At 52.3% G+C, this 24,117-nt stretch carries 15 protein-coding genes; 5 read left to right on the top strand and 10 right to left on the bottom strand.

Features of this window, described 5'->3' with window-relative positions; genetic code table 11:
• The first annotated feature begins 247 nt into the window (after positions 1–247).
• Positions 248–4,243, top strand: coding sequence for a hypothetical protein (locus SH449x_RS06215; protein ID WP_482380459.1), 3,996 nt, complete (start codon positions 248–250; stop codon positions 4,241–4,243).
• A 50-nt stretch (positions 4,244–4,293) separates the two neighbouring features.
• On the opposite strand, the gene SH449x_RS06210 is transcribed toward SH449x_RS06215, so the two are convergent.
• The 3 genes from SH449x_RS06210 to SH449x_RS06200 all read right to left on the bottom strand — a co-directional run bounded on the left by SH449x_RS06210 (position 4,294) and on the right by SH449x_RS06200 (position 5,951).
• Positions 4,294–4,872, bottom strand: coding sequence for an RNA polymerase sigma factor (locus tag SH449x_RS06210; protein ID WP_482380458.1), 579 nt, complete (start codon positions 4,870–4,872; stop codon positions 4,294–4,296).
• 348 nt (positions 4,873–5,220) lie between these two features.
• Positions 5,221–5,484 carry a hypothetical protein gene (locus tag SH449x_RS06205; protein ID WP_482380457.1) on the bottom strand — a complete coding sequence of 88 codons (264 nt, stop codon included), beginning with the start codon at positions 5,482–5,484 and terminating at the stop codon, positions 5,221–5,223.
• A gap of 188 nt (positions 5,485–5,672) precedes the next feature.
• Positions 5,673–5,951, bottom strand: a complete 279-nt coding sequence (locus tag SH449x_RS06200) for a hypothetical protein (protein ID WP_482380456.1) — start codon at positions 5,949–5,951, stop codon at positions 5,673–5,675.
• A gap of 3 nt (positions 5,952–5,954) precedes the next feature.
• Here SH449x_RS06200 and SH449x_RS06195 point away from each other — a divergent pair, with 3 nt between their 5' ends.
• Positions 5,955–8,174: an NfeD family protein gene (locus SH449x_RS06195; RefSeq protein WP_482380455.1), complete on the top strand. Its 2,220-nt coding sequence runs from the start codon at positions 5,955–5,957 to the stop codon at positions 8,172–8,174.
• An 8-nt stretch (positions 8,175–8,182) separates the two neighbouring features.
• Here the strand turns inward: SH449x_RS06195 and SH449x_RS06190 are convergent, their stop codons facing one another.
• Positions 8,183–11,122 (bottom strand): serine/threonine protein kinase, encoded by a 2,940-nt coding sequence (locus SH449x_RS06190; protein WP_482380454.1) that lies wholly within the window; start codon positions 11,120–11,122, stop codon positions 8,183–8,185.
• Positions 11,123–11,225: 103 nt separating this feature from the next.
• Positions 11,226–11,858 carry a sigma-70 family RNA polymerase sigma factor gene (locus tag SH449x_RS06185; RefSeq protein WP_482380453.1) on the bottom strand — a complete coding sequence of 211 codons (633 nt, stop codon included), beginning with the start codon at positions 11,856–11,858 and terminating at the stop codon, positions 11,226–11,228.
• Between the two features lie 393 nt (positions 11,859–12,251).
• Between SH449x_RS06185 and SH449x_RS06180 the strand changes: the two genes are divergently transcribed.
• Positions 12,252–13,406 (top strand): efflux RND transporter periplasmic adaptor subunit, encoded by a 1,155-nt coding sequence (locus tag SH449x_RS06180; protein WP_482380452.1) that lies wholly within the window; start codon positions 12,252–12,254, stop codon positions 13,404–13,406.
• 38 nt (positions 13,407–13,444) lie between these two features.
• Positions 13,445–16,864: an efflux RND transporter permease subunit gene (locus SH449x_RS06175; RefSeq protein ID WP_482380451.1), complete on the top strand. Its 3,420-nt coding sequence runs from the start codon at positions 13,445–13,447 to the stop codon at positions 16,862–16,864.
• A 31-nt stretch (positions 16,865–16,895) separates the two neighbouring features.
• On the opposite strand, the gene SH449x_RS06170 is transcribed toward SH449x_RS06175, so the two are convergent.
• The 5 genes from SH449x_RS06170 to SH449x_RS06150 all read right to left on the bottom strand — a co-directional run bounded on the left by SH449x_RS06170 (position 16,896) and on the right by SH449x_RS06150 (position 22,764).
• On the bottom strand, positions 16,896–18,281 hold the full coding sequence (locus tag SH449x_RS06170) for an ATP-binding protein (protein ID WP_482380450.1): 1,386 nt from the start codon (positions 18,279–18,281) through the stop codon (positions 16,896–16,898).
• Between the two features lie 9 nt (positions 18,282–18,290).
• Positions 18,291–19,280, bottom strand: a complete 990-nt coding sequence (locus SH449x_RS06165) for a DNA polymerase III subunit (RefSeq protein ID WP_482380449.1) — start codon at positions 19,278–19,280, stop codon at positions 18,291–18,293.
• 8 nt (positions 19,281–19,288) lie between these two features.
• On the bottom strand, positions 19,289–19,792 hold the full coding sequence (locus tag SH449x_RS06160; protein ID WP_482380448.1) for a hypothetical protein: 504 nt from the start codon (positions 19,790–19,792) through the stop codon (positions 19,289–19,291).
• 128 nt (positions 19,793–19,920) lie between these two features.
• A complete protein-coding gene (locus SH449x_RS06155; protein WP_482380447.1) occupies positions 19,921–21,738 on the bottom strand; it encodes a Gfo/Idh/MocA family protein in 1,818 nt (605 codons plus the stop codon).
• 45 nt (positions 21,739–21,783) lie between these two features.
• Positions 21,784–22,764 (bottom strand): hypothetical protein, encoded by a 981-nt coding sequence (locus SH449x_RS06150; RefSeq protein ID WP_482380446.1) that lies wholly within the window; start codon positions 22,762–22,764, stop codon positions 21,784–21,786.
• Between the two features lie 332 nt (positions 22,765–23,096).
• Here SH449x_RS06150 and SH449x_RS06145 point away from each other — a divergent pair, with 332 nt between their 5' ends.
• Entirely contained in the window at positions 23,097–24,113 is a 1,017-nt protein-coding gene (locus SH449x_RS06145) for a hypothetical protein (protein WP_482380445.1), read from the top strand.
• Positions 24,114–24,117: the final 4 nt, after the last annotated feature.

The raw sequence follows: 24,117 nt of genomic DNA, 5'->3' as shown, positions 1-24,117 counted from the left end.
CGGCTGAGAACTATCGAGGGGTAATTCGGTTTTTTCCTCAGAGGGCTACAACCAATCGTGGAAGGCCCCAATAACCCAAAAAACTGGAATTACCGTTAATCGCAAAGAATGAGCGGTGCCGGACGAGGATATGAAATTCCGTTTCTTTGGCCGCGTTGTCGTACCGCTCCCATTACTCTGCCATTCTGCTGCCTATAATAGTGGTGAGCTGGAACTGCTCAGAATTCCCATCCGTCAAAGATTTTGTATGTCACAAGCTACTGTTCCATCAAAGCCTGCTGCCAACCTGGATCTGAACGCTCCGGTCAGCCGAGAAACCTTGCTCAGCTTCCTAATCGGTGCAGCGAAGTCGATGCGCCGATTGGAAATTAGCCTCGGAATCGTTGGCTGGTTGACCGTACTTCTTCTAGTGCTGCTTGTCGCAGTCCTGATCGATCATTGGCTGCTCGCGCTGAACGTGCCGATGCGCGTGCTTTTCTTTACGACCCTGCTCGGTTGGACCTTGTGGTGGCTACCACGTAAGGTTTTTCCGGTTGTCGCCAGGCCGATTCACCCCGAGCACGCCGCTCGACAAATTGAGCAGCAGTTCCCCGAAATGAAGGAGAGTCTCATTAGCTGGCTCCAATTGTCAACGGCTCAGGAGCATACGCCCAAAGGAGTTCTCGCGGCAGTCGGACGATTCGCGGCTCGCAGCCTGAAAGGCACGGAAAGCAGCTCGGTCCTGGATAACGGCAGCCTCATTAAGCTGACTTCGTTTTTTGTTGCTTGTTTTCTGGCATTCGTCATCTACGCAGTCTCAGCACCAAAAAGCAGTATCGTCTCGGTCGCCCGAATCTTAATGCCATGGTCCTCCATAAACCCAGCGACTCGCGTTGCCATTCTCGAGGTTGCTCCGGGCTCTACTACAATCACACAAGGAACCAATCTCCCCATTCGAGTCAGCACCAGAGGTGTACTGATTCACGATAAAGTTAGCATGCGGTATGACTTGTCCGATGGTCAAAAAATCGGCCAAACGGTTCCACTCCAGCCTGAGGTGGAAGGCCTAAGCTATCGACTCAACTTTGGTGAGTCATTCGGTGGTATTCATCAGCCGATGACTTATTGGATCGAAGCCGGAGACGCGGTATCCGGCCCCTACGAAGTAAAGATTCAAACGGTCCCCATAGTCGCTGTCGATCGAATCGAACTCGTACACCCCAAGTACACAGGTCTAAAGAATAGAACGATCAGTAAGGATGGTGCCTTCGAGGCCCCCGAAGGAACTCGGGTGCGTCTGTTCGCTCATGCAAATCAACCAATGGAGCGTGCAAGAGTCGAGTTCAACCCCACCGTCGAACGAGGCATCTTGATCCGCTCGTCGCATTTGCTGGATTTAGTCCCGAAAGACCTCTTGCTCGAAGGGGAGTGGATCGCAAAGCTGGATGAGCAAAAAAATAGCCCCACGATAGAACGATATCGCATCCGGGTCACCAATGAACTCGGGGAACAGAACATCGAGCCCGTCGTTTATCAAACGAAAATTCTTGCCGATCTTCCTCCAACCGTTCGCTTGCAAAGTGATCTACCGTCTCAACTGGATATACCATCCAATGCCCTGCTCAATATTGAAGTTCGTGCGAACGATCCAGACTACGGTCTCACCTCGCTCTCCGTTTTCGGAAAAAGTGCTTCCAACCAACTCACCCAGCAGGCCATTTTCGAAGAGAAGATTTTTCAATCCCGTGACGGCGTAACCGGCCAGATCGTTAGGACGTTCGAATTTGCCCCAAGTCGCTACTCACTCAAACCGGGCGATATCGTCGACTTGGCAGCTATCGCGGTGGACAATCGATGCGCGCCAGGTACGGAAACCCCGGAGCCTAATGTCGTTTACTCCACGTCGATCCGCATTCGAATTGTTGAACCAAAAAAGCAGGATGAAAACGTCCAAAACAATTCAGAAAAACAACCGGAAGCGGATAAAGAAGAGCCAAAGAAACAGCCCGAACAACGCGGGATGAAAAAACGCGACGAAGAGAAAAAGCCTGATCCAAGCAAAGGTTCTAGCTCTCGTTCCAACCAGTCTGATTCACAAGAGTCTTCAGAGAACCAGAATGCTGGCTCGAACGAAAGTTCATCCGCAAGCCAAAAGAGTAAAGACAATTCTAAAGAGAGCGATGAGTCGCAAGGTAAACAGGCCGACCAACAATCGGGTGGCTCGGCGGGTGGTGACGGAAGCGATGGACAAGCCGGCGATCAATCGGAATCGCAATCCTCTCCCGGTGGTCCCGGAAAAGGCTCGCGCGGTGGTAACTCCAACCAAGGTGACGGCGCGCAATCAGACGACTCGGCCAACCAGACAGAAGGTGAATCCGGTTCATCCACTGGAAACTCAAATGGTGCAAACAGCGGAAAGTCTGGTAATAAACGTGATTCTAGTTCCGGCGATGACGATTCCGAACCGATTCATGATGGCCAGGCGTTTGAAGAAATAAATAAGTATCGCCAAGAAAAAGGAAATCAAGGAAAAGGCTCCAGTCGCAGTCAAGCGACCGAGCAAAGCGGTGACCAAGACGCTGGCTCCGATTCCACTCAAAACGGCGAAAACACTCCAAACCAAAGCGGAGAACGAAAGCCCGCTGGTGATCAGAAGTCCGGCGGCGACCAGCAGTCCGGTGGCGATCAGAAGTCCGGTGGCGATCAGAAGTCCGGTGGCGACCAGAAGTCCGGCGGTGATCAGAAGTCTGGCGGTGACCAGAAGTCTGGCGGTGACCAGAAGTCTGGCGGTGATCAGAAGTCTGGCGGTGATCAGAAGTCTAGCGGTGATCAGAAGTCCGGCGGTGATCAGAAGTCCGGCGGTGATCAGAAGTCCGGCGGTGATCAGAAGTCTGGCGGCGATCAGAAGTCCGGCAGTGATCAGAAGTCCGGCGGTGATCAGAAGTCCGGCGGTGATCAGAAGTCTGGCGGCGATCAGAAGTCCGGCAGTGATCAGAAGTCTGGCGGTGATCAGAAGTCTGGCGGTGATCAGAAGTCTAGCGGTGATCAGAAGTCTAGCGGTGATCAGAAGTCTAGCGGTGATCAGAAGTCCGGCGGTGATCAGAAGTCTGGCGGCGATCAGAAGTCCGGCGGCGATCAGAAGTCCGGCAGTGATCAGAAGTCCGGCAGTGACCAGCAGTCTGGCGGTGACCAGAAGTCTGGCGGTGACCAGAAGTCTGGCGGTGACCAGAAGTCCGGCGGTGATCAGAAGTCTGGCGGTGATCAGAAGTCTGGCGGTGATCAAAAGTCTGGCGGTGATCAGAAGTCTGGCGGTGATCAGAAGTCTGGCGGTGATCAGAAGTCTGGCGGTGATCAGAAGTCTGGCGGTGATCAGAAGTCTGGCGGTGATCAGAAGTCTGGCGGTGATCAAAAGTCTGGCGGTGATCAAAAGTCTGGCGGTGATCAAAAGTCTGGCGGTGATCAGAAGTCCGGCGGTGATCAGAAGTCTGGTGGCGATCAGAAGTCCGGCGGCGATCAGAAGTCCGGCGGCGATCAGCAGTCTGGTGGCGATCAGAAGTCCGGTGGCGATCAGAAGTCCGGTGGCGATCAGAAGTCCGGTGGCGATCAGAAGTCTGGCGGTGATCAGAAGTCTGGCGGTGATCAGAAGTCTGGCGGTGATCAGAAGTCTGGCGGTGATCAGAAGTCTGGCGGTGATCAGAAGTCTGGCGGTGATCAGCAGTCTGGCGGTGATCAGAAGTCTGGCGGTGATCAGCAGTCCGGCGGCGACCAGTCATCGGGCAATGATCAACAGCCTGGCGGGCAAAGCGGTAAAGGGAAGCCAGCTAGTGACGGAAAGTCGACCGGAAGTGGGCAGTTGGGTGATAAGAAATTCGACAACTCGCAGCCTGAGCGCGAGCTCCTGCCTACCGATTACGCCGACAAACAAACCGACCTGGCTCTCGAGTACCTTAAGGAACAGAAGGATCGTCCTGACCCCGAGTTGTTGCGTAGGCTCAAATGGAGCAAGGACGATTTGAATGGTTTTTACGATCGTTGGCGATCAGCTAAGGACCAAGCAGCAAGCGACCCGAGCAAGCGACAGGAACTCGATGCGGCCCTCAGGTCGCTAGGGTTGCAGCAAGCGAGCCAAACCGCCAAAGGGCAGCAAACCCCCGATGATGGACTCTCGGGCTATCGAGAGTCCGGCAATCGCGTTCGTCCTCCCGAATCCCTGAGAGAGCGATTTGAAAGATTTCAAAAAGCTCAAAATGCAAACCCACGATAGAAACGAGGTATCGTGGGTTCGCCAAACATCTCAATTCGCCCTTCGTTAGTCTAAACCCCTAGGAGTTCTTCGCACTCCTTTGCCAGTCGCTTTCGGGCGACGTGCAACCGACGCTTGATCGTCCCAACCGGTGCGTCAAAGGCTTGGCTCATTTGAATCAAGCTCTGACCGTCCAGGTAGAAAGCAACCAGCGTTTGGCGATCAAGCTCTCCCAGTCGATCCAAGCCCGAGCGAACTTTCACGGTTCGCTCAGTTGAAAGGACAGCATCGATTGGTTCATCGTCGTAGGAGGCGGTGGCTTCCAAGACGTCTTGATCAACCGAATTAGGCTTTGGTCGACGAGTCAATCGGTTGATCGCCATGCGATGAACAATCTGTCTCAACCATCCACCGAAAGCCTCAGGAGTTTGAAGCTGGCCGATGCGTCGAAACGCTTGGATAAATACATCTTGGCTAAGTTCTTGGGCTTCATCCCAGTTACCCATTCGCTTGTAGGCGATGGAGAGGATGTGGTTTTGGAAGCGGTTGTAAAGAGCCTCCATGGCATCGTGGTCCCCGATCTGTGCTTCCCGAACCAGGTCAGCAACAGGAACGAGCGAAGAGTCTTCAACAATTTCAGCAGTGGTCATACAAAATAGTTTCTCTCTGCCCCAAAATCGAATTCGCACTCTCGCATGCCTAGTCAAAGGCATCGAGACGAAGGGTCGATTCCAGGTGTGGTCGTGGATCACGAGATGACCAGCTTAAGTTACTTCCACGCACCGGTTCCGCGATTAGATCGCGTTCACGGCTTTGCTGAAGTCAACTCAAGACCAGTAGAGACTTAGGTTTGGAAGAATGGTCGTTAAATAAACGACCATGGGTTCCCAAGCCGGAGGCTCTTCATCTCGTGTTTCGCCAGGTACGGTTTTGCGAATGCCAGCCAATGGCGATAAATGGCTGAATTCGTTTCAGATAAACTGAAGTGGTTTCAAGAGTTACGAACTCTTAAAACTGGTCGATTCGGATATGGATCTGGCAACGGGTTGTAATGCGGGCTGTGCCTGCATTCTTCCCTGGAGCCCTCGCCATTCCTCTGACCACGGATACTCGCCGAGGCTACCTAGCCGCGTGCAATCATCCGTCGTACCTGTCATGCGTTTGTGTAGATGGCTCAGGAGGGACGCAGCCTTGACCACTGCTACAATCGCGCTGTTTCGCACCATGGCGACAACATTGACAAATCGTGGAGCAATATTCATTTGACGCATTACATCCTCCCAACGCCCATTCCGGCGCATGTAAAGAGAGATTCCTATGAAACAAAAAAAGTTGGCGATCCGCTGATCAGCCACCTTGGGACGAACGCAACTACTTCGTTCGCACTCCCGTTAGACTATGGTATCGTAGTTGAGGTTCGGAAGAAAACTTGCAAACTGGCAAATTTTTCCTAAAAGTCGATTTTTATACTGGTGAAGTCCGCCCCCACGATGGCGGGAAATCGCCATAGAATCCATGGAAACCAGGTAAAGTTGGTGATTCTGACCAAAGCCCATCCAATGAGCGGCGATTTCTCTAGAATAGGGAGGGAAACGTCGAAACGTGAGAGCCCTTTGAAACTTGGCGGCCTCCGTGACGAGAACTCCTCGACTCGGTGGCTCAAAGCCAGCAATCCGACAAAACCTCCATCCTGTACCCAGATCAAGTCGACAGCAACCTTAGGAATCATGCAATGAGTAGAATGAGTGGCTTTGGGATCAATCCCTACTCAAGGCTAGCCTTCTTGATTTTGTCGGCAGGCCTGCTGGGGGGCGTACTGCTCCCAGGACCCGCATATGCGATGACGCAGCAGACCGGCAGGAGTGCGGAGGCCCCTGGAGCATCGGTGGTAATCGATGTGAAGTTGCCTTTTGACTCCGGTTCGGAGGCCAACCTAAAGCGTCAGTTGGAATCCGTTTCGAGCAACAGCACCGGGCTCAACCGACCTTTGGTGGTTTTGAATTTTCAGAGAGCGTCGGCCTCCTTGAACCAAGCGGAGAGCTTGCTCGGGCAAGGCACCTCGTTCGAGCGAGCGTTATCCATTTCCCGATGGCTTACCGGTCCGAAAGGGAGTCGTCTGCGCACGGTCGCTTATTTCAACGAGTCGTTGGCGGGGCACGCTGTCCTGATCGCGTTGGCTTGCGAAGAGATCGCCATGGCGGCGGATGCGGAGTTGGGCAAGGCGGCGATTGACGAAGCGTCTGTCGATGACACGATCAAGCAAGCTTACGTCGATATTGCAAAGCGGCACGGTAGTTTTCCTGCTGCTGCAGTCCTCTCGATGCTCGATCCATCGGAAACGTTGTACAAGCTAGAACTTGATAACAAGCAAGTCGAGTACAGAACCAGCAAGCAGTTACAGAGCGACGGTCGTCCCGAGGGAGCCTGGAATGAGGAGCAGCTCGTTCCTAACAACCAGCTCTTTTTTATCGATGGGCATACCCTGCGTCGTTGGCAATGGGTCGCACATACCGCCATGGATTTGGACCAGTTGGGGCAGGTTCTTCGGCTCAGTGGTCCGCTGGTTACGATTCCCTCGTTTGATGGCCCTCGCGTCGCCATGCGAACCCATTTGAGAGGTATCGTAACCCCTCGCTTGGTCGATCGAATGATTCGAGCTATCGATGAGGGTTTGAAAACGAACGATGTGAATTTGATTGTCATTGAGCTCGATTCGCCAGGCGGCAGTTTGAAGGAATCGCTTCGTTTGGCCCAGTACCTCGCCGACATAAGTCCCGCACGAGCTGAATTGGTCGCATATGTACCGCACGTCTTACTTGGTGATGCAGCCTTAGTCGCATTGGCATGTGATGTGATCTACATGCACCCTTCGGCCAAGCTGGGGGGAGCAGGCGAGGCAACCATCAGCGAAGCGATTGTTCAGCAAAAAAAGTTCGCTTTTGACGCTCTTGCCAAAACGACCGGTCGTCCAATCGGGATCTTTTTGGGATGCGCAACGCCGGACATTCCCATTTTTGAGTACAGTTCTAATGACGGCCGAATTCTACTCAGCAGCCCCGATTGGCTCCCTGATGACCCCTTGGTTGCACGCTGGGTAAAGGGGCCACAAGTTAGCTTTGATGGCGGCCTAGATTTTTCGCGAGCTTCGGAGTTGAACGTCGCGGCTGACAGTTTGATTTCCATTGATGAGGTGGCTGGCAAGTTTGGCTTGGAATCGCTACCGAAAGAAAAAGAAACTGGTTCCTGGGAGGCATTAGTCGATAGGCTAGCGGGGCAAACCTGGCTTGCGTTTCTGCTCGTCACAATCGGAATTGGTGCCTTGTTCGCCGAGTTGCAAACTCCAGGACTTGGAGCTGGTGGAGCTATAGCGGTGGTGTGCTTTGGGCTATTCTTTTGGATGCAATTCTTGAACGGCACGGTGGAGTGGCTTGAGATCTTGTTGATAGTGGGTGGCATCATTTTCATCCTTGTCGAGATTTTCGTCATTCCTGGGTTTGGAATTTTCGGCTTTCTCGGGATCTCGATGATGGGAATCGGGCTGTTGTTAGCAGGGCAGACATTTGTGCTACCCTCCAACGCTTATCAGAGACAAAGAGTTGTTGAAGGGGCGGGGCAATTGGGACTCGGTTTGATTGCGTTGATCGGTTTTGCAATCGTGTTTCGCAAACAACTCGCTAATTCTCCCATGGTAAGATGGCTTTCTCTTGATCCGCCAACGGACCATAAAGACATGGAGGTCCTGGATGACGCACAAGCAGAAGCGTACTCCTTTTTGGGGCGAACCGGGAAGACGCTGTCACGTTGCAACCCGGCTGGAAGAGCAATGATCGACAACAAGATCGTGAACGTCATCGCGGAGAACGGCTGGATCGACGAAGGCTGCGAAGTGGAGGTTTGCGACACCTCCGGCACAACTCTACTGGTCAAACCTCGCGAAGTTATGCAGGCTTAATTGCCCGCCTATCTCTGCTCAGAGAACCGTTTGCGAAGTATTTCTAAAGCCCGATCGACATTGGTTTGCTCACCCTTAAATTGGCTTTGAGTATCTAAACGCGTCCACGCTCTCGAGTCTCGCCATTCGAGAACGTGCGATTGCAAGGATGATAACAACTCGATGGCTTTAGCGACCTCAGGCGTGCGAGCAGCGTATTCGGGAAGGAGCCTTCCCCATGACGTATCAGTATGCACTATCTGCCTCAACTGGTGGACGACCGGTGGGATATTGACACCACCCACCATACCCCCGCCATACCAAGCAGTTGATGAGGTAACTGTCGTCTCGGCAGGCTCTGAGGCTTTCCGTATTATTCGTACTATACGCGTTTCCATTCCTTTGAATAAAGCATCAGGGTAGTTTTCCAAGAACGCGGGAGTCAACCTATCGAATTGACGGGTAAGGATCGGATCTTGCTCAAAGTTGATACGCTCGATGATCTCCCAGAGAAAGTAGTCCAGCAGGGTGCGGTCCTCGGTCTCCAAAGGCGATTCCAAAACTCTTCCTAGGTCCAGTTTTCGGCCACTATCAGCCGACGGGTTAAGCAACGCCAATTCCAAACCAGCAAGTACGACATGTCGATTAATATAAATATCCCCTTGTGGGCTTTCTAAGTTCTCAATAGCCGCAAAGCTCTCACTCGCTTGTTCAATCGCCGAGACAATTTGGTCATGCAGCCAAGGTTGGGATGCGATGGATTCTCCTATCGAACCGCTGAGGAGCAGACTCGACATAAAGGCTAAGCCATGCCAACCATGATCACTCTGCGATGCTACAAGTTCCGGCATCAACGACAGCAATTCTCGAGCTAACTCTACCCGATCTGAATGCAACCGATCGAGCAACCAGTTCTGCACCAGGACGCGTCGTTCAGCCAGTTCCACTTCCCCGACGACTCCCGTAAGTGCGTTTTTGAGCAACCACACACAGGCCGTACGACTCTTTTCATTGCCTGAACGCAATTCGTCGCGCAAAGCTTCCAACCCAGGACTGGGCAGGAATTTAGGGAACAGTAGCAACAAGTTCCCCATGAATCGTCCTGACTCAAACGATGGATCTTCGCTGAAGCTGAATCTGTTTCCCCCGAACTGCTCCCCGGTTCCGAGGGAGATGATTCCTCCCCATCGACGCGCAAGCTGCAAAATCTCGCGAGCACATTCGGCCCTATGCTCGGTGCCTTGACTCAGTGTTGCGACCGCCGCCATAGCTTGTCCTAGGTCCACAACGGACTGCTCCACCTGAAGACGTTTTCGCCAATAAGCTAGAGTCTGCCCCTGATAGAGTGGGCTTAGATCTCCTGATGCATCCTCTGTCCCATCAGATTCTTTTCTTAGTTGCGTTTTTGGTTCCACTTTGAGGATAGACTGCGTTCCTCTGCCGATCGTTACCACGTTATCGCTTAACTGCAAAGCAGTTCCACCGCCAGCGATCTCAACGCGATAAGTCCCTTTTCGCAGCAATGTACTTTGGTCTTTTCCAGCGGAGACTTCCAATCGCTCGACGATCTTTTCCTCTTGCTTCACCAAGATCGTTAAGCCATCTTGTTCACTGTGAATCACCAACTCCCCACGATCCGTTTCCAGCTTCAGCAGAATCCCCGCCACAACCAGGGCCGAAAGCACTCCTAGCCCAACAAGCCAACGTCCCCTATTTCGCTTGCGTATCGCCTTGGTCGCTGGGACGTTTACTAAGGAATTCATGAGGGCGATATTGTTGGCCTCGCCTGGATTGTCTGGACGGTCCAATGCCGTTCGAATTAAGTTCGTGAGCTGAGCCCCCTTGGCGTGTTCGGTCAAGCCTTCGACCACTTCCGACGCGCCGCTCGGTCTGACCGAAGGATCACGAGAAAGCAATCGCCCAACCAGATCCACCAATGGCGAGTCGATTTCTGCTCGTAATTTCTGTATCGGGATCGGGGGCTCCGACGTGATAGCCAAGATGTGGGTAGCGATCCCATGTTGACGAGGATGGGGTAACGATCCTGTCAATAAACGAAACAAAGTTGTTCCGAGGGAGTAGAGATCACCTCGCCAATCGACAGACCGGCTATCGGTTAACTGCTCGGGCGCCATGTAGCCAATCGTACCTAATAAATGACCAACAGTAGTTAGTCGCTCATCTATTGCTAACGGATCATCGCCAGCCAAAACGAGCCCGAGATCCAGCAATTTCACTTGCCCTGAAACCGTCAGCATCAAATTGGAAGGCTTAATGTCTCGATGTACCAAACCTTGTTCATGAATACACGCCAAGCCAATCGCCGCCTGTCGGATGATTTCACAAGCGTCTGCGATTTTAAATACTCCCAGCCTGCTTGCGACACGTCCTATGTCTAAGCCGTCCAAATGCTCCATAACATAGTAGTGCCACCCATCATGAAAGCCCGCATCGGTAGCGCGTACGACATGTGGGTTCTCGATCGAAGCGATCGTGACCATCTCCCTGTTGAAACGATCCAACCATCCTGGGGTTTCGATTCGCTCTCGAGGTAACAGCTTGATCGCGACCTCTTTTTGCAGCCGATCATGTTTCCCTAGGTAAACCGTACCCATGCCGCCAAAACCTAGAGGGCGAATCAACCGGTAAGGCCCGATGCGATCAAAGGGTAGCACAACACTGGGCCTTTGTTCATTTCGGCTCGTTTCCAGCAGCCGGCTCAATCCTGCTTGACAAGCAGACTCGGCTTGAAACGCATCCCAAACAAATGGTTTCTGCGAAGGACGGGAAGCGATATTTGCTTTTCGCAAGATGGATCCCCCAATTTCTATCCGTTCCATTCGGGCTTGGCATTCAACGCATTGATCAATGTGCGATAGGGAGCTTTCCAGTTCCTCATAGAGCACGTTCCCCGTTAGAATTTCGATCAATCGATCGTCTGACGGGCAACTGGTTTGGGCAGCAATCATGTTACGCTTTCCTATGTTGGCAGAGTTCTTCCGAGTGAGCAGCCTCAAGTGATGTGCTCTACCATTCCTAACGCAACCGTTGGACACGAAATTCTTGCGGTCCTCAAAGCAATTCGCGAAAATCCTGCTTCAGTTTTTGCAAAACCCTAGCTCTTGCCTTGTACACGGCCCATTTGGTTGTTTCCATTTCTTGAGCAACTTCATCCGGTGAACGCTCCATCACCGTCGTTTCCCAGAACATTTGCCAAATGCGGGGTGTGAACTGCGTTTTCAGGACTTCCAGCAAACGCATCTCGACATGGGCTGCGTCAGCATCGAATTCGCTAGGTGGCTGGTCGAGGTTATAACGAGACCCAGAAAGAGGCTCGGCCATTTGTTGCAGGGCAAAATTTGCGGTGGAGCCCCCCGAAACCATAGGCAATTTCTGCAAACGACGGAACCGATCATTCAGTTTATTTCGAGTGATGGTCCATAGCCACCCCCGAAAAGAACTGCTGGGCGAATCGCTGCGAAAACGTTGAATGGAACTAGAAACCGCCAACAATGTTTCTTGCATGACATCCGAAGCGTCTGAATTTTGCAGCCCAGTCCGCCGAGCCCAGCCATAAACGATGGGCCCGTAAATTTGGGCAACGCATCTCCATGCGTCTTGGCTCCCTTTACATGCTTCTTGCAATAACGACAACGATGTTGAGGGACCTGTTCCGTGATCGTAATCTTTGAGCGTTTCGGTCATGTCCAATTGCCATCCGCTTTTTTGGGTCGCGACTTCGAGAGTGATGCCCCAAAGATTTTAGGCGATCCATTACGAAAAGAGAACTATACTACAAACTACCTCGTTCGATGGATTCTCAGCCTTTAGGGGCACTGAGCAATGCAAGTCACCCTAGTGTTGACATTTGGTGGATAGCACACATTTTTGTTGAAAATCTAACCTGTCGATTGGGTTTGTTTCATGTCCAGGGCGTTTCGATCCTGTCTGGCAGCTTGAGAATGGTAGGTGTGCTACGAATTTTTCGCGGAAAGGGTTTCTGCTCGGGGTATAGTGGGATAGTAGGGCGACTCGGTATTCAGTTGAGTGTCGGCTGCCGTTTTTCGTGACCACTCACGCCTCAATTCCTCACAGAAAATGCATTCCACGATTCTTCGGACCGTTCACGCATGCGTGCAGCTTGCTGCCCTCATAGCTTACTTTGCAGGCTGTCTAGAAAATACAGCCCTATCCCAATCTGCAGTACGCACCGAGCAAGTGCAATTGGAATCGCTTCGTCTAAGGCATTCGATAACCGGTACGCTTCGATCCATTGCTCGCGGGCGGTTGGCGGTACTCGAACCTGGCAGAGTCGTCGAAGTCATCGTTCGGGAAGGTGACGAAGTTCGCAAGGGTGATATCGTGGCTCGGATCGACGCTCGTCGTCTTGAGGTCCAAAAGAAAGAGCTAGAATCCGAAGTCGAACGAGGTAAAGCCGATCTGCAACGTGAGCGGGCCCGATTGAAACAAGCCGGTGCGGATCTGAACCGCGCAGCAAAGCTCATGGAGGAGCGAGCGATCAGCGACACGGAATACGATGAGTATCTTGCTGCAAAAGAAATCGCAGACGCCACTATCTTAGCAACGGAAAAAAATTTGGACCGTCTGACCCAGTCTATTGCGTTAATGCAAATCCGCATTGATGACATGACGCTTCGAGCCCCCTTTGATGCCTCCGTTATCGAACGATTGGCTGAGCCTGGCGATTGGATGCAAGCAGGCGACGCTATTTTAACTTTAGTGTCGACTGGCAATCTCGAGGCGTGGCTCGACGTCCCCGAAAGATTCGTCCGCGAGGTGGCGGAGTACGGTCGCGAGGTCATTCTAAGCTCGCCTGCGATTCGTGACGCAATCGAAGTTGTTTCGGTTAGACGGATCTCTGACGTTAACCCTAGAGTTCGTTCTCTTCGGGTCGTTGCCGTCATCGAAAACCCAACTGGCCTTTTGACCGCAGGGATGTCCATTGAGGGGTGGCTGCCGCTAACCGAGGAAGCAAGTGTTATGACGGTCCATAAGGATGCCTTGCTTCGACGTCCTAACCAAACCATCGTCTACAAAGTCGTCAGCGAAGGCGATTCGTATAAAGCACAACCCATCGATGTCCAAATCGAATTTGAAACAGGAACTCGTGTCGCGATTCGCACGGCGGGGGTTAGCGTAGGGGACCAGGTAATCGTTGAGGGCAACGAGCGTTTGTCTCCTGGACAGATCGTTGCACCTATCTTGCCTACGCAAACTAAGACATCATTCTAAGAATCATTGCGATACACGAACGGTAAGCAGAGAGTTTCATGAACATTATACGAGCATCCGTCGAGCGCCCGATCACGGTCGCGGTTGCTGTGATATTGGCATTGCTGGCCGGTATGGTTGCGTTCCGGAATATACCGATTCGCATGGCACCTGAGATTGAGTCGGTCGTTATCTCTGTCGCAACAGCATGGGAAAATGCTTCTGCTCAGGAAGTCGAAAGCGATGTCATCGAGCAACAAGAAAAGTATCTTGGTGAGGTACCCAACCTCGTATCGATGGCGAGCATCTCCCGCAACGGACGCGGACTGGTCCGTTTGCAATTTAAAACGGGAACCGACATTCGCGAAGCGTTGGCGGATGTGGATCGAAAACTAAGCGAAGTACCTGGTTACCCGCTCGGTGTTGATCAACCTACTATTGAGGCGATTGATCCCGAAAGTGTCGACTACATCGGTTGGGTGGGACTGAGTTCTGACGACCCGAATTTCGATACGACGACGCTGTTCGATTTTATGGAACGGCGAATGAAACCAGTCTTTAAGCGGATTTCTGGAATATCCCAGGTTGGAATTACGGGTGCTCGCGCCTCAGAGATCCAGGTGATTGTCGATCCGTATGCACTCGCCGCACGAGGACTGACCTATGAAGCACTTTTGAATGCTTTACAAGTCAATAACGCGAACTTTTCCGCTGGTCGTATTGTAGATGGCAAGAGCGATCTTCGCGTCCGATCCATCGGCAGATTTGAGAACGTAGATAACGTGGAAGAGCTGGTTTTGCGACGTGATGAAGACGGGCCTGTCTATGTTCGAGACGTGGCCAGAGTCGTGGCTGGCTACAAAGAGCGAATTGATTTCGCGAGGGCGCGCGGTACCCTCATGCCGTTTTTCAATTTCCAACTTGAACCAGGTGGGAATCTGCTGGATGTCATGGCGGAACTCCAAGCAGAAATTCGTCGGATGAACGCTGACGGCGGGCTGCTTAGTCAGCAAGCAAAATTACTACAACTCGATGGGCTCATGGCACCAGGTACCAAGCTAGAACTGGTACAAACATCAGACTCGTCCACCTACGTGAAAGATGCTCTTGCTTTGGTCCAAAGCAACATCCTAACGGGGGGAGTTCTTGCAATTATGGCTCTACTGCTCTTCCTAAGAAGTATTCGCAGTATCGGGATCATAGCTCTCGCTATTCCCTTATCCACGATCGGTACTGTTGTCATACTATTGTTTATGGGGCGCAGCGTGAACATCATTTCGCTCGCAGGCATGGCCTTTGCCGTGGGCATGGTGGTGGATAACGCAATCGTGGTAATTGAGAACATTTTCCGTCATCTTCAAACAGGTTGTACCGCCAAACAAGCTGCCGTTCGCGGATCTAAAGAAGTTGCTGGCGCTGTTCTGGCATCAACCTTGACTACTCTAATCGTTTTCTTGCCCATTTTGCGAATCGAAGAGCAAGCGGGCCAGTTGTTTCGAGACATTGCACTGGCGATCATGGCAGCTGTCGGCCTGAGTTTGATCGTATCGCTCACAGTTATCCCCTCTGCTGCGGGTGTCATTCTTCGCAAGCAGCAAGCAGTGGCAGTGGCTCCTGTTATTGACATCACCAAAGCATTACCTAGTAATCGTCGACTTTTGGTTCTCTGGAATGGAATACGTAAGACGGCGGAGCAGGTGGCTCAGGTGCCGGTATGGATTGGATCTTTTGTAGCTTGGTTAATCCAGAGTTGGGGGCGTCGGATGATTACAACGCTACTCTTCATTGGGATAACGATAACGGGCATTTGGTACCTACTGCCACCTCTCGATTACTTACCCAAGGGGAATCGAAATCTTGTATTCGGATTGATGGTGCCCCCGCCCGCCTATAGCGTCGACCAACTGTTCGAGATTGGGAGCCGAATCGAACCAACGATCGCCCCCTCGTGGGAAGCTGCCGGTGATCGATTCGCTATAGAGTCGGTTCGTAGAGGAGGTCCTAACCCGATGGAAGATCGACGTGCCATGATCCCGATCGCTGCTGGTGCCGAGGAAAAGGTGTTAGCTCCTTTGCTGGATCATTACTTTTTGGTGGCGAGAGAAGGCAGGATCTTTCAAATCGGTATCACGAAAGAACCCGAGATGACTCCAGACGCCTTACCTCTGCTAGAAAAAGCGACCGCTGGGCAGACTGCACCCGATACTCTTTTTTTCTGCTTTCAATTCCCCTTGTTTCGAACGGGGGGAGCTACAGGGGCTGCGATCAAGATCGACGTTGTCAGCGATTCCTTGGATGATGCGGTGCAATCGGCTCGCGTATTGATGCTCGACCTTATCAAAGAGTATGGTCCTCGCAGTACCAACCCAAACCCGGCGAATTTCTTGCTGCCCACTCCTGAGATTCAAATCTTACCGCACGATGACAGATTGCAAGAAGCAGGGCTTACACGTCGCGACATCGGACTAGCGACCCAAGCTGCGGGTGACGGAATCCTGATTCCTAGGCGGTTTGAACGGGGCGGCGAACTCAGAGACTTGAAGATTATCAACTCTACGGCACTGGGAGACTTCCCGTTAGAAAAGATGCTCAACACTCCTATCGCGACCCGGGCAGATGGCGTTGTCGACTTGGAGAGCTTGGCAACTGTCGAGCGTGTGCTGACACAGGATCAGATTCGTCACGTCGATCGCCAAAGAGCTGTCACACTCGAGTTTACTCCTCCCGGCGATCGACCGCTGGGCCAGGTTATGGAGGAGCTTAGGGCCAAGGAACGTGAGTTGCGCGCGGCGGGCAAGATTGCAGCGACAGTCGACGTGCGATTCGCAGGTTCGGCTGGGGCTTTAGCGGAGATCAAGCAAGCACTCATCGGCGATGGAACGATCGTGGGGACTCTTTCCAGTTCGATGTTTCTCGCCATCCTGATTGTCTACTTGCTGATGGTCATACTCTTTCAAAGCTGGGCGTTTCCCTTGGTGATTATGATCAGCGTCCCGCTTGCAACCTTTGGCGGGTTTATTGGTTTGGCGATGGTTCATAACTGGACGCTGAATGATCGCTATCTTCCCGTGCAAAACATGGATGTTCTAACCATTCTGGGCTTTGTAATTCTGGCGGGAGTTGTTGTGAACAACGCCATTTTGATCGTTCACCAATCACTAAACTTTCTGAAACACGGAGTCGATGAAAACGGAAACGCTGTTAGCAAAAAACCCAACGACGCAATCGTTATGTCGGTGAGGACGCGTGTTCGACCGATTCTCATGAGCACTCTTACCAGCGTAGGAGGTATGCTGCCTTTGGTATTCCTAAGAGGGCCTGGCAGCGAACTTTATCGAGGCCTCGGAGCTGTGATCATCGGCGGCTTAGTGGTGTCGACCGTGTTCACCATCCTGCTGGTCCCAATTGTGTTGAGCATGGTGTTCTCGCTCTTCAACATGGAGGACGAGGAAAAGCAAGAGGGAATCCTGCAGAGTTAAAAACCGTGTGGTTTAAGAATTGGATTTCCGGCTAAGTCCGGCATGGAATATCGACGCGGCACAGGGTTCCACCACCGCTCACGGGTTCAAAATCTAGAGTTCCCCCAACTCCTTGAATGACATTCCTAGTCAAGAAAACTCCCAACCCCATCCCTTTGCCAACCTCTTTGGTCGTAAAAAATGGTTCGCCGATTCTTCTGGCCACTTCCTCCGAAAGTCCTGTTCCACGGTCTCTGATCAGCATGCTCCAGGACTCATAGCCCGTTTGAGGATCTGCAATCAGTTTGACTTGAAGCTCTACCTTCTGGTGCGGCTGCGAAGCATCAAGTCCATTTTGAAGCAAATTGCGAAGCGCTTGGGAGATGGCTTGCTTGGGTAACACGCCTCGACTCTCTGCGGCTCCTCCCTCGATAGAAACGATCACGCGGTTTGGCTCTCGCATGGCTTCTACCGTTGCGGCAACCAGCTCCTTAAGCGAGATCGGTTTCAGGTTTTCGGCTGCGGCCTCCCCGGCTCCGCTCTTCATGCGATGCAAAATCTCTTTGCAACGATTCAACTCCTCGCGGATAAGCTTCACATCTCTTCGGATTCCGGGCGAAACCTCATACTTCTCCAGGTTGCGACTTAATTCATTTGCGACGACAGCGATCGTCGACAGCGGAGTCGCTAATTCATGCCCTGCCCCTGCCGCTAACGTTGCCATCGCTTCTAATCGTCTCGCTCGTTCTCGCTCCTTTTCGATGACAGCTAACTGCACCTCACGTTGTCTGAGTTCCACCGCGAGCATTGTGACGAAGTAGGTCACGACCGAGCTGCAGGTTGTAAAGGCGATCATGAAAGAAATCTTTTCGATCCCCCAATCCGCCTCCGCAGCTAACGGAGAGACTGCTAGTGCGGAAACACCGCGTGCAGAGTTCAGCAAAAAGATACATCCAGTAATCGAAAGCCCCGTAATCACCCAGGCCAGTCGTCGAGGGAGGAGCATCCCCGCGATGGCTATATTGGCGAAGTAAAAAATCAAAAAGGGATTTGCTGCCCCTCCCGTGAAAAACAGTAACGCCGTTAATGTGGCTACATCCATGCAAAGCACGGCAGCTAAAACACGATTTCCAATGTTCTCATCCAAAAACGAATCTCTGGACTCCGCCGAGTGGCCAAACCCTATTTTGCCTAACGATTCTGACTTGGATTGTAGTGACCACTTGATGCGCCGAACCCAATAGGTCATGGCAAGATTCGTGGCAGCGGTCCACGAAATTAGAAGAAGGAGGGGTTGCCATTGGAGAGGAATCTTGAGTAGCAACGTTACCGATCCCACCGCGATCAATTGTCCTACGACCGCGACCCATCGCAACTGCATGAGCCAGATCGCAGTCGACACGTAGGGAACGACGATAGAATGATGGTGTCGGTTCATACTCGAATTCTAAATGGCAGCGATGTCGGCAGCCCACGCTTCAATCAGAGCTGCGGGGGCCACCATGCGATCCACGTGCTCCTTCGCCTCCAAGCAACGCTTGATCGATCGAATCGTCCGCTCGACAACCGCCGGATCCTTATCGAGATGATTGCTCATCACCTCTCTATAGTGCTGTTGAACAAAATCGATCAGCAGCTTAAGCCTTTCTCGCCGCGGTTGCGATTCGGTCCCTACGGACTCCATGTTGCCCTGGATCGCTTTGGCGAACTTTAGAAAATCCATCGGGCGATAGGATATCTGTTTTTTCATCTCCTGCTGAAACTCTCGCAAAGTGGTGTCGGCATAAACCGCGAATTCCGCAAGCGAACCATTTGCTTGCCCAGCAATCTTTTCTGCTTGTGCTGGATCCTCAACCAGATTTTGTCGCAAGGCGAGCGTTGCGAGATGCTCAGTCGAAAGAGGTTGGAATCGCACGATCTGGCAGCGTGAACGGATCGTCGGAAGCTGTCTTTGCAAACTGGTGCTGATCAGGATGATGACAGATCCAGGAGGAGGCTCCTCGAGCGTCTTTAAGAGACTGTTGGCTCCTTCCTCTCCGATCGTGTCGGCATCGTCGACGATCGCAATCTTACGACGGTTGGAGTAAGGCTTCATGCGGATCTCATAGCACAGCCCCTCGCGCATCCGGTTTTCTTCCTTGCCAACAAACTGATCGATCGACAAAGCAGTCTTGTCGGGCGGCTTGGCTATCTCGATCAGATCCGGATGGGTGCCTGCGTTGAGCTGAATGCACGTCTCACAACGTCCACAAGGTCTAAACTCAGAGGGATGATTCGTGGTACACAAGAGTGTTTGTGCGAGCAATTTCCCAAAGGTGCGTTTTCCAACCGCGGCAGGGCCCACAAACAAAAACGTGCTGGCTAATCTCTCATTCTTCACGGCATTCTGAAACCACGTTCTTTGCCGATCATGACCAAGTAGCGAATGCCAGTCCATATCGATCCTTAATCCAACAAGAACAATGGAGGGAGCTTAAGTCGCAACCCCTTTACCGTACACCAACCGACTATCCCAGATTGCAATTGTGCACGGGTGCGTTCAGATTGCTCGACTGCAATAATCTCCTCTCGTTCCTTCATCTTCTCTGTGGCAATCCTTTCACTCGGGTCGCTCGCTAATTTCACGAGTAATTGCTTCACGGCTACACTCTGTTCGTCGAAGATACTCGATTTGGTGAATGCAGACTTTACGTCCTGCCAGGCATCAGAAGAGGACTCCCTAGAGATTTCATCCAGGACATCACGGTAAATCGCTGCGGCCTTCGGCCAAACCTCGCGACTGTCTTCGAGTTGTTTCATGATGGCTTGAAATCGAAATGCCATCGAAACGACCAGCCATAAGGAAAATAATAGGAGCATCCCAAAGGGCAATGCGAACCATTTGCCAGGGATAGCACGTGGCGGTCCTGGCAAGCTTACCGAGGGTGTTTGAAGCGTTTGATCCGTCATTTAGATCGACTGGCTGGTTGCGGAACGAAAAGACTCTGGAATAGCAAACCATCCCAGAGTCTGTGGCTCTTGTCAAACGCTAACGTTGTTAAGCACTATAGTTATAAATCGGCTAGCCTCTTTCCAACCTAAGCGGATTGAGACCCGCCATGAATCGTGTACGATTTCATCGCAGCTAGCTCCTCTTGGACGCTGCTGCCGTCCGGGGTCTCATCAGACCGAACATCAAACCAAGAATCCTTGAATTTGATGAAGCCAGCTTCGCCCCGCGCTCCTTGTCGCATCGCCACGTTTGTGGTAAGAGCGATAACAGCGTCCGCCATGGCCACCTCTGGATAGCAACGTGGCTTGTTGTCGGGATCCGGATTACGGATACAGTAGGCCCAGTGCTCGATCTGTTCCGTGTACCCCCGGCTTACAGGGCCGGCGTTAGCAGCCGCCTTTGCTACAGGAGCGGACGAGCCGCCACTGGCCTGGGTGTCCAAAGCATAGCCCTCTTTAGCAGCCTTGACTCCGACCGTTGCCCCAGTATCGGAACCCGCATAGAGCATGACTTCTTGCTCTTTGTCGATGATCATCGTTCCCTTGGTTCCCATCACAACCTCGCCGTAGCCGCCGAAGCCATTGCCGTTGATGGACGAATAAGTCACGACCACCTTCTTATTGGGATCGTTCTCATAAGACTTGATTCCCTTGGTCCCAGGAATGGTATACCCGACATCGAACTTCTCGGAATACTCTGGCCCTGGGAATTCATACGAACAGTAAACGTGATCTTCGCATTCTCTGTCGAATGGGAAGATGTGACGGCCACCAACGGCGTGAACCGAAATCGGCCGCGCCTTTTTCCCGTCACTTCGCAGTGCGCTGCAGAAGATCGACGCTGCATCAAGCTGGTGGCTGCCGAGCTCCGCCATCAATCCGCCACCGGTTCGTTCGAAAATTCTCCAACGGATCAATTCTTCCAGAGCCGGTCTGTCGCGATCTCCTAGCTTCGAAGAGATATAGCCGAACTTTTCCGCGTCGACGTCGTCCGCCATCCAAGCTTCCCACTGAGCCACCTTCTTCGTGAGCAAATCGATTTCCGCAGGACTCTTGGCTTTCTTTAAGTCAGCTTGGAAGCGTGCCAGCTGCTTAAGGACGGTGCTGTCCTCGGGCTTTCCACCAATCTCTCCCTTTGGCAATGGTGGCTGCCAGGAATCTCTGCCAGGCAAATTACCTCGGTGCCACTGCGCTCGAATGTGATGCAACTGGCCGATCATGCCCCACCGAAGCAAGTGAACAGCGTTGTCATAAAGTACGCTATAGTGCCGTTGGTGCCCGGTGGCCAAGTGAATTGGCTTGTCGTCCATGTCTCGGGTCTCCGATGCAACCCTAGCCATGGCTTTACATTGAGCGATATTGTGAGCCATCAGTTTTTCGGTCAGAACGTGCTTGTTGCGCATCATCGCTTGGATTGCGATCGGTGCGTGCAGGTGCAATGGCAACGCTATGATCACCGCTTCGATCTCGGGATCGTTTAGCAAAGCCTCCATGCCGCCGTTGGATGCATCGTAAACCTTTACGTTTGCTCGTGCCTCGGCTTCGCTGGAATATTTGTATTGTTTGATCAAACCGGGCCGAGCAGACCATGCCGCAGGCGAAGAGTTATCACCATGGAATGCACGGAAGATACTGTAGGGTCTAATATCGGCGATAGCTTTCACGGTAACGTATTCGGGATTGCAAGCGCCGATAAGCACATTCCCCTCGTCTCCGGTACCGATCACCCCAACTCGAACGGGATCATTCACCTTGGAATAGCCAAAGTACATGGCTCCCAATCCGGCTCCTGACACAGCACCCGCAGCGACGATATTCTGCATAAACTGACGGCGGGTGAACCCTACAGCCTCGTAGTAATTACTTTGGCCGACTGCTTTTTCATCCGGTGATAACTGGTTCATAACTCTCTCTCAATGAAATCGACGTAACTTTTATCGTAACCCGCCCTAGCCTTCTCGACCGCCTTTGTTTCGATTCCAGAAACTCCACGGCAAGAAGTCAAGTCCCGCATACCGTCCCGCATCAGTGAACACCAACACGAAGCAAGCGAACATTTCGATCGCCTGATAGTAAGTCGGCTGAGCCCCGTAGGCTCCTGGAAAATGAGTCAGAACAACCGATAGTAAAAACAATCCGGCTGCTGTGCCTGCGAGCGGCGTCAGCAAACCCAGCATCAATAAAATCCCGACCGTCATATCGAAAATCGGAATGTATTTATCAACCAAATCCACCGAAATGGGACCTTCGCCCGGCAGCTTGAATTTAACGAATTTCTTCTTTGCTTCTGCTACCTGCTCTTCCGTAGCCAAACCATTGAGGTCGGCTTCGAAGGTCTCAAGTATTCTATCGACCTGAGGTAGCAAGGGGGCGGCAATTGCTCTCCATTTTCCCTCGATCTCCTCCTTTTGACGTCTCATGCCGGGCACAATAGATTTGGCAGCATCCGCACGGTTCAATTCTACGCGCTGGTACCCTCTCAGGTACTCCATGATCTCCGCTTGCCACTGACCAGCGAAATCTACCAATTCGGATTTCGTTCGGCTCGTGATTTCCTCGGCCGCCTGAATTTGCTCCTCGGCAGAAAACCCGTAGGTACTTACGATGCTATCACGATAGTCGTTCAGCAGTCCGAAAAGCTTTGCGTAGCTCAGGCTGGCGTTCGGATCCTCTGGTGTCGGTTCTTGATTCTCCTCAATGAGGTTTTCTCGCATTTCGGGGAGTCGAACCAATCCATCGAGGTCGGGAATCAAGCTTTTAAACTGATCGGCAAGAGGTCCCTTAGCAGCCGTCAAAAAACCTTTAGAGGAGAAGTTACCTTCTCGGACTTTTACTGCCCCCTCCATATAAAAATGGTATCCAATAGTGAATCGTAACGCCACCAGCATCACGATCGCCAGGACGCCTAAACGTGCTTTTTGCAACAGCATGTAGATCAAACGGTGGGAGGGAACAACAAGGGAAGGCCGATAGATAACCGGCTCACTTTCCCGGAATTCACTACAGTATGGTCCAAATCGCCATCAAAGCCAAGTGATTGGTCCCATTAAACGGCATTTTGGGGGGCTTATGGCCAGGACGATGCCCCTAGTTGTGACGAAAAAAAGCTCGCCGGGGCCTAATTCCGAGAGGACTTTCTGTCTCCCGCTTCGCTCTGTGTGTATCCTTGATGGGTAGAGATTTGCGTCCCAAGAATTTTTCAACTGTCGGGAACTTACCCCCCTTACGGGCCCAACAGACTTTCCTCTTCTTGCTACCTGCGATGGACAACTCCGACGATCAAGCGGCCGGGCAAACAGAAAAAAAACCGGCTCCCCAACCGGTACGGCCCACATTTCAAGTCCGGGAGAAAAAAAGCAAGGACGGATCCAAGCCAAAACCAGCCTGGCTAAAAATCCTGCCGCCAGTTCTCGGGGGACTAGCAGCCTTGCCGCTCGCCACCGGAATCCTTTGGTATGGGTTCGGCAGGGACCTCGGTAACGCGGGGCCCGCAGTCGCACAATACGTCCCCTGGGTCGTCCCAAAACACCTGCGGGGATCGAGCTTTCGGCCAGATGGTACACTAGCTAGGTTCGAACCGACTCCCAAACCACCATCGACAGCAAGATCTCCCAGCGATTTACCCTACTCCCAGGCCGCTTCGGGAGCGGAGATTAAAAGCGACCTCCCTGCTCTTGGGGCCGCCCTCTCTATAAACGAGCCCCTGCAAAGTTCTGTGCCGGACCCAGCACTTAAAGCAGCACTCGACAAACTTCGTTGGTACGAAGCGGAATGGGGAAACATTCCTCGCGAAAGAGGCGAACAACTCAAAGCGGTCTCTGAATTCTACGGTTCGCTTTGCGATCTCGCTCGTTATATCGACACAACCGACCAAGCCACCTTGGATTACTGGCATGAGCATCGCGATTCGGTCGCGTCCCTCGTACTGAACGACACAAAGTTTCTCAACTTGGTTCGACGCTGTTCCACAGGAGATATCCCGGGGATGGTAAAGCTGGAACCACAGGCCTACGTGGTCATAGAGTTAACGCGAGAGACTGCGGCGAAATCGGCTTTTCATGATTCGCCCGAAGAAAGCTCGGACTGGCCCACCTTCACAACTATCAGTGGTTCAAGTGTTAGGGTCCTGTATTCCGACGAACACTCTTATCCAGTGACTGAGCCTGAGCCCCCCAACAGAAAAGAGCACCTTCTTGTATTGGGACGTTTAGAAGTGATCCAAGACGACTATGTCCTGCGAGCTCTCGATGGTGTCATGCAAGTTCTCGACACGCTCTAACGCC

Source organism: Brakhagea baltica (assembly GCF_052161605.1).
GTDB lineage: Bacteria > Planctomycetota > Planctomycetia > Pirellulales > Pirellulaceae > JBKCUI01.
This window is presented reverse-complemented; position numbering and strand designations above follow the sequence as displayed.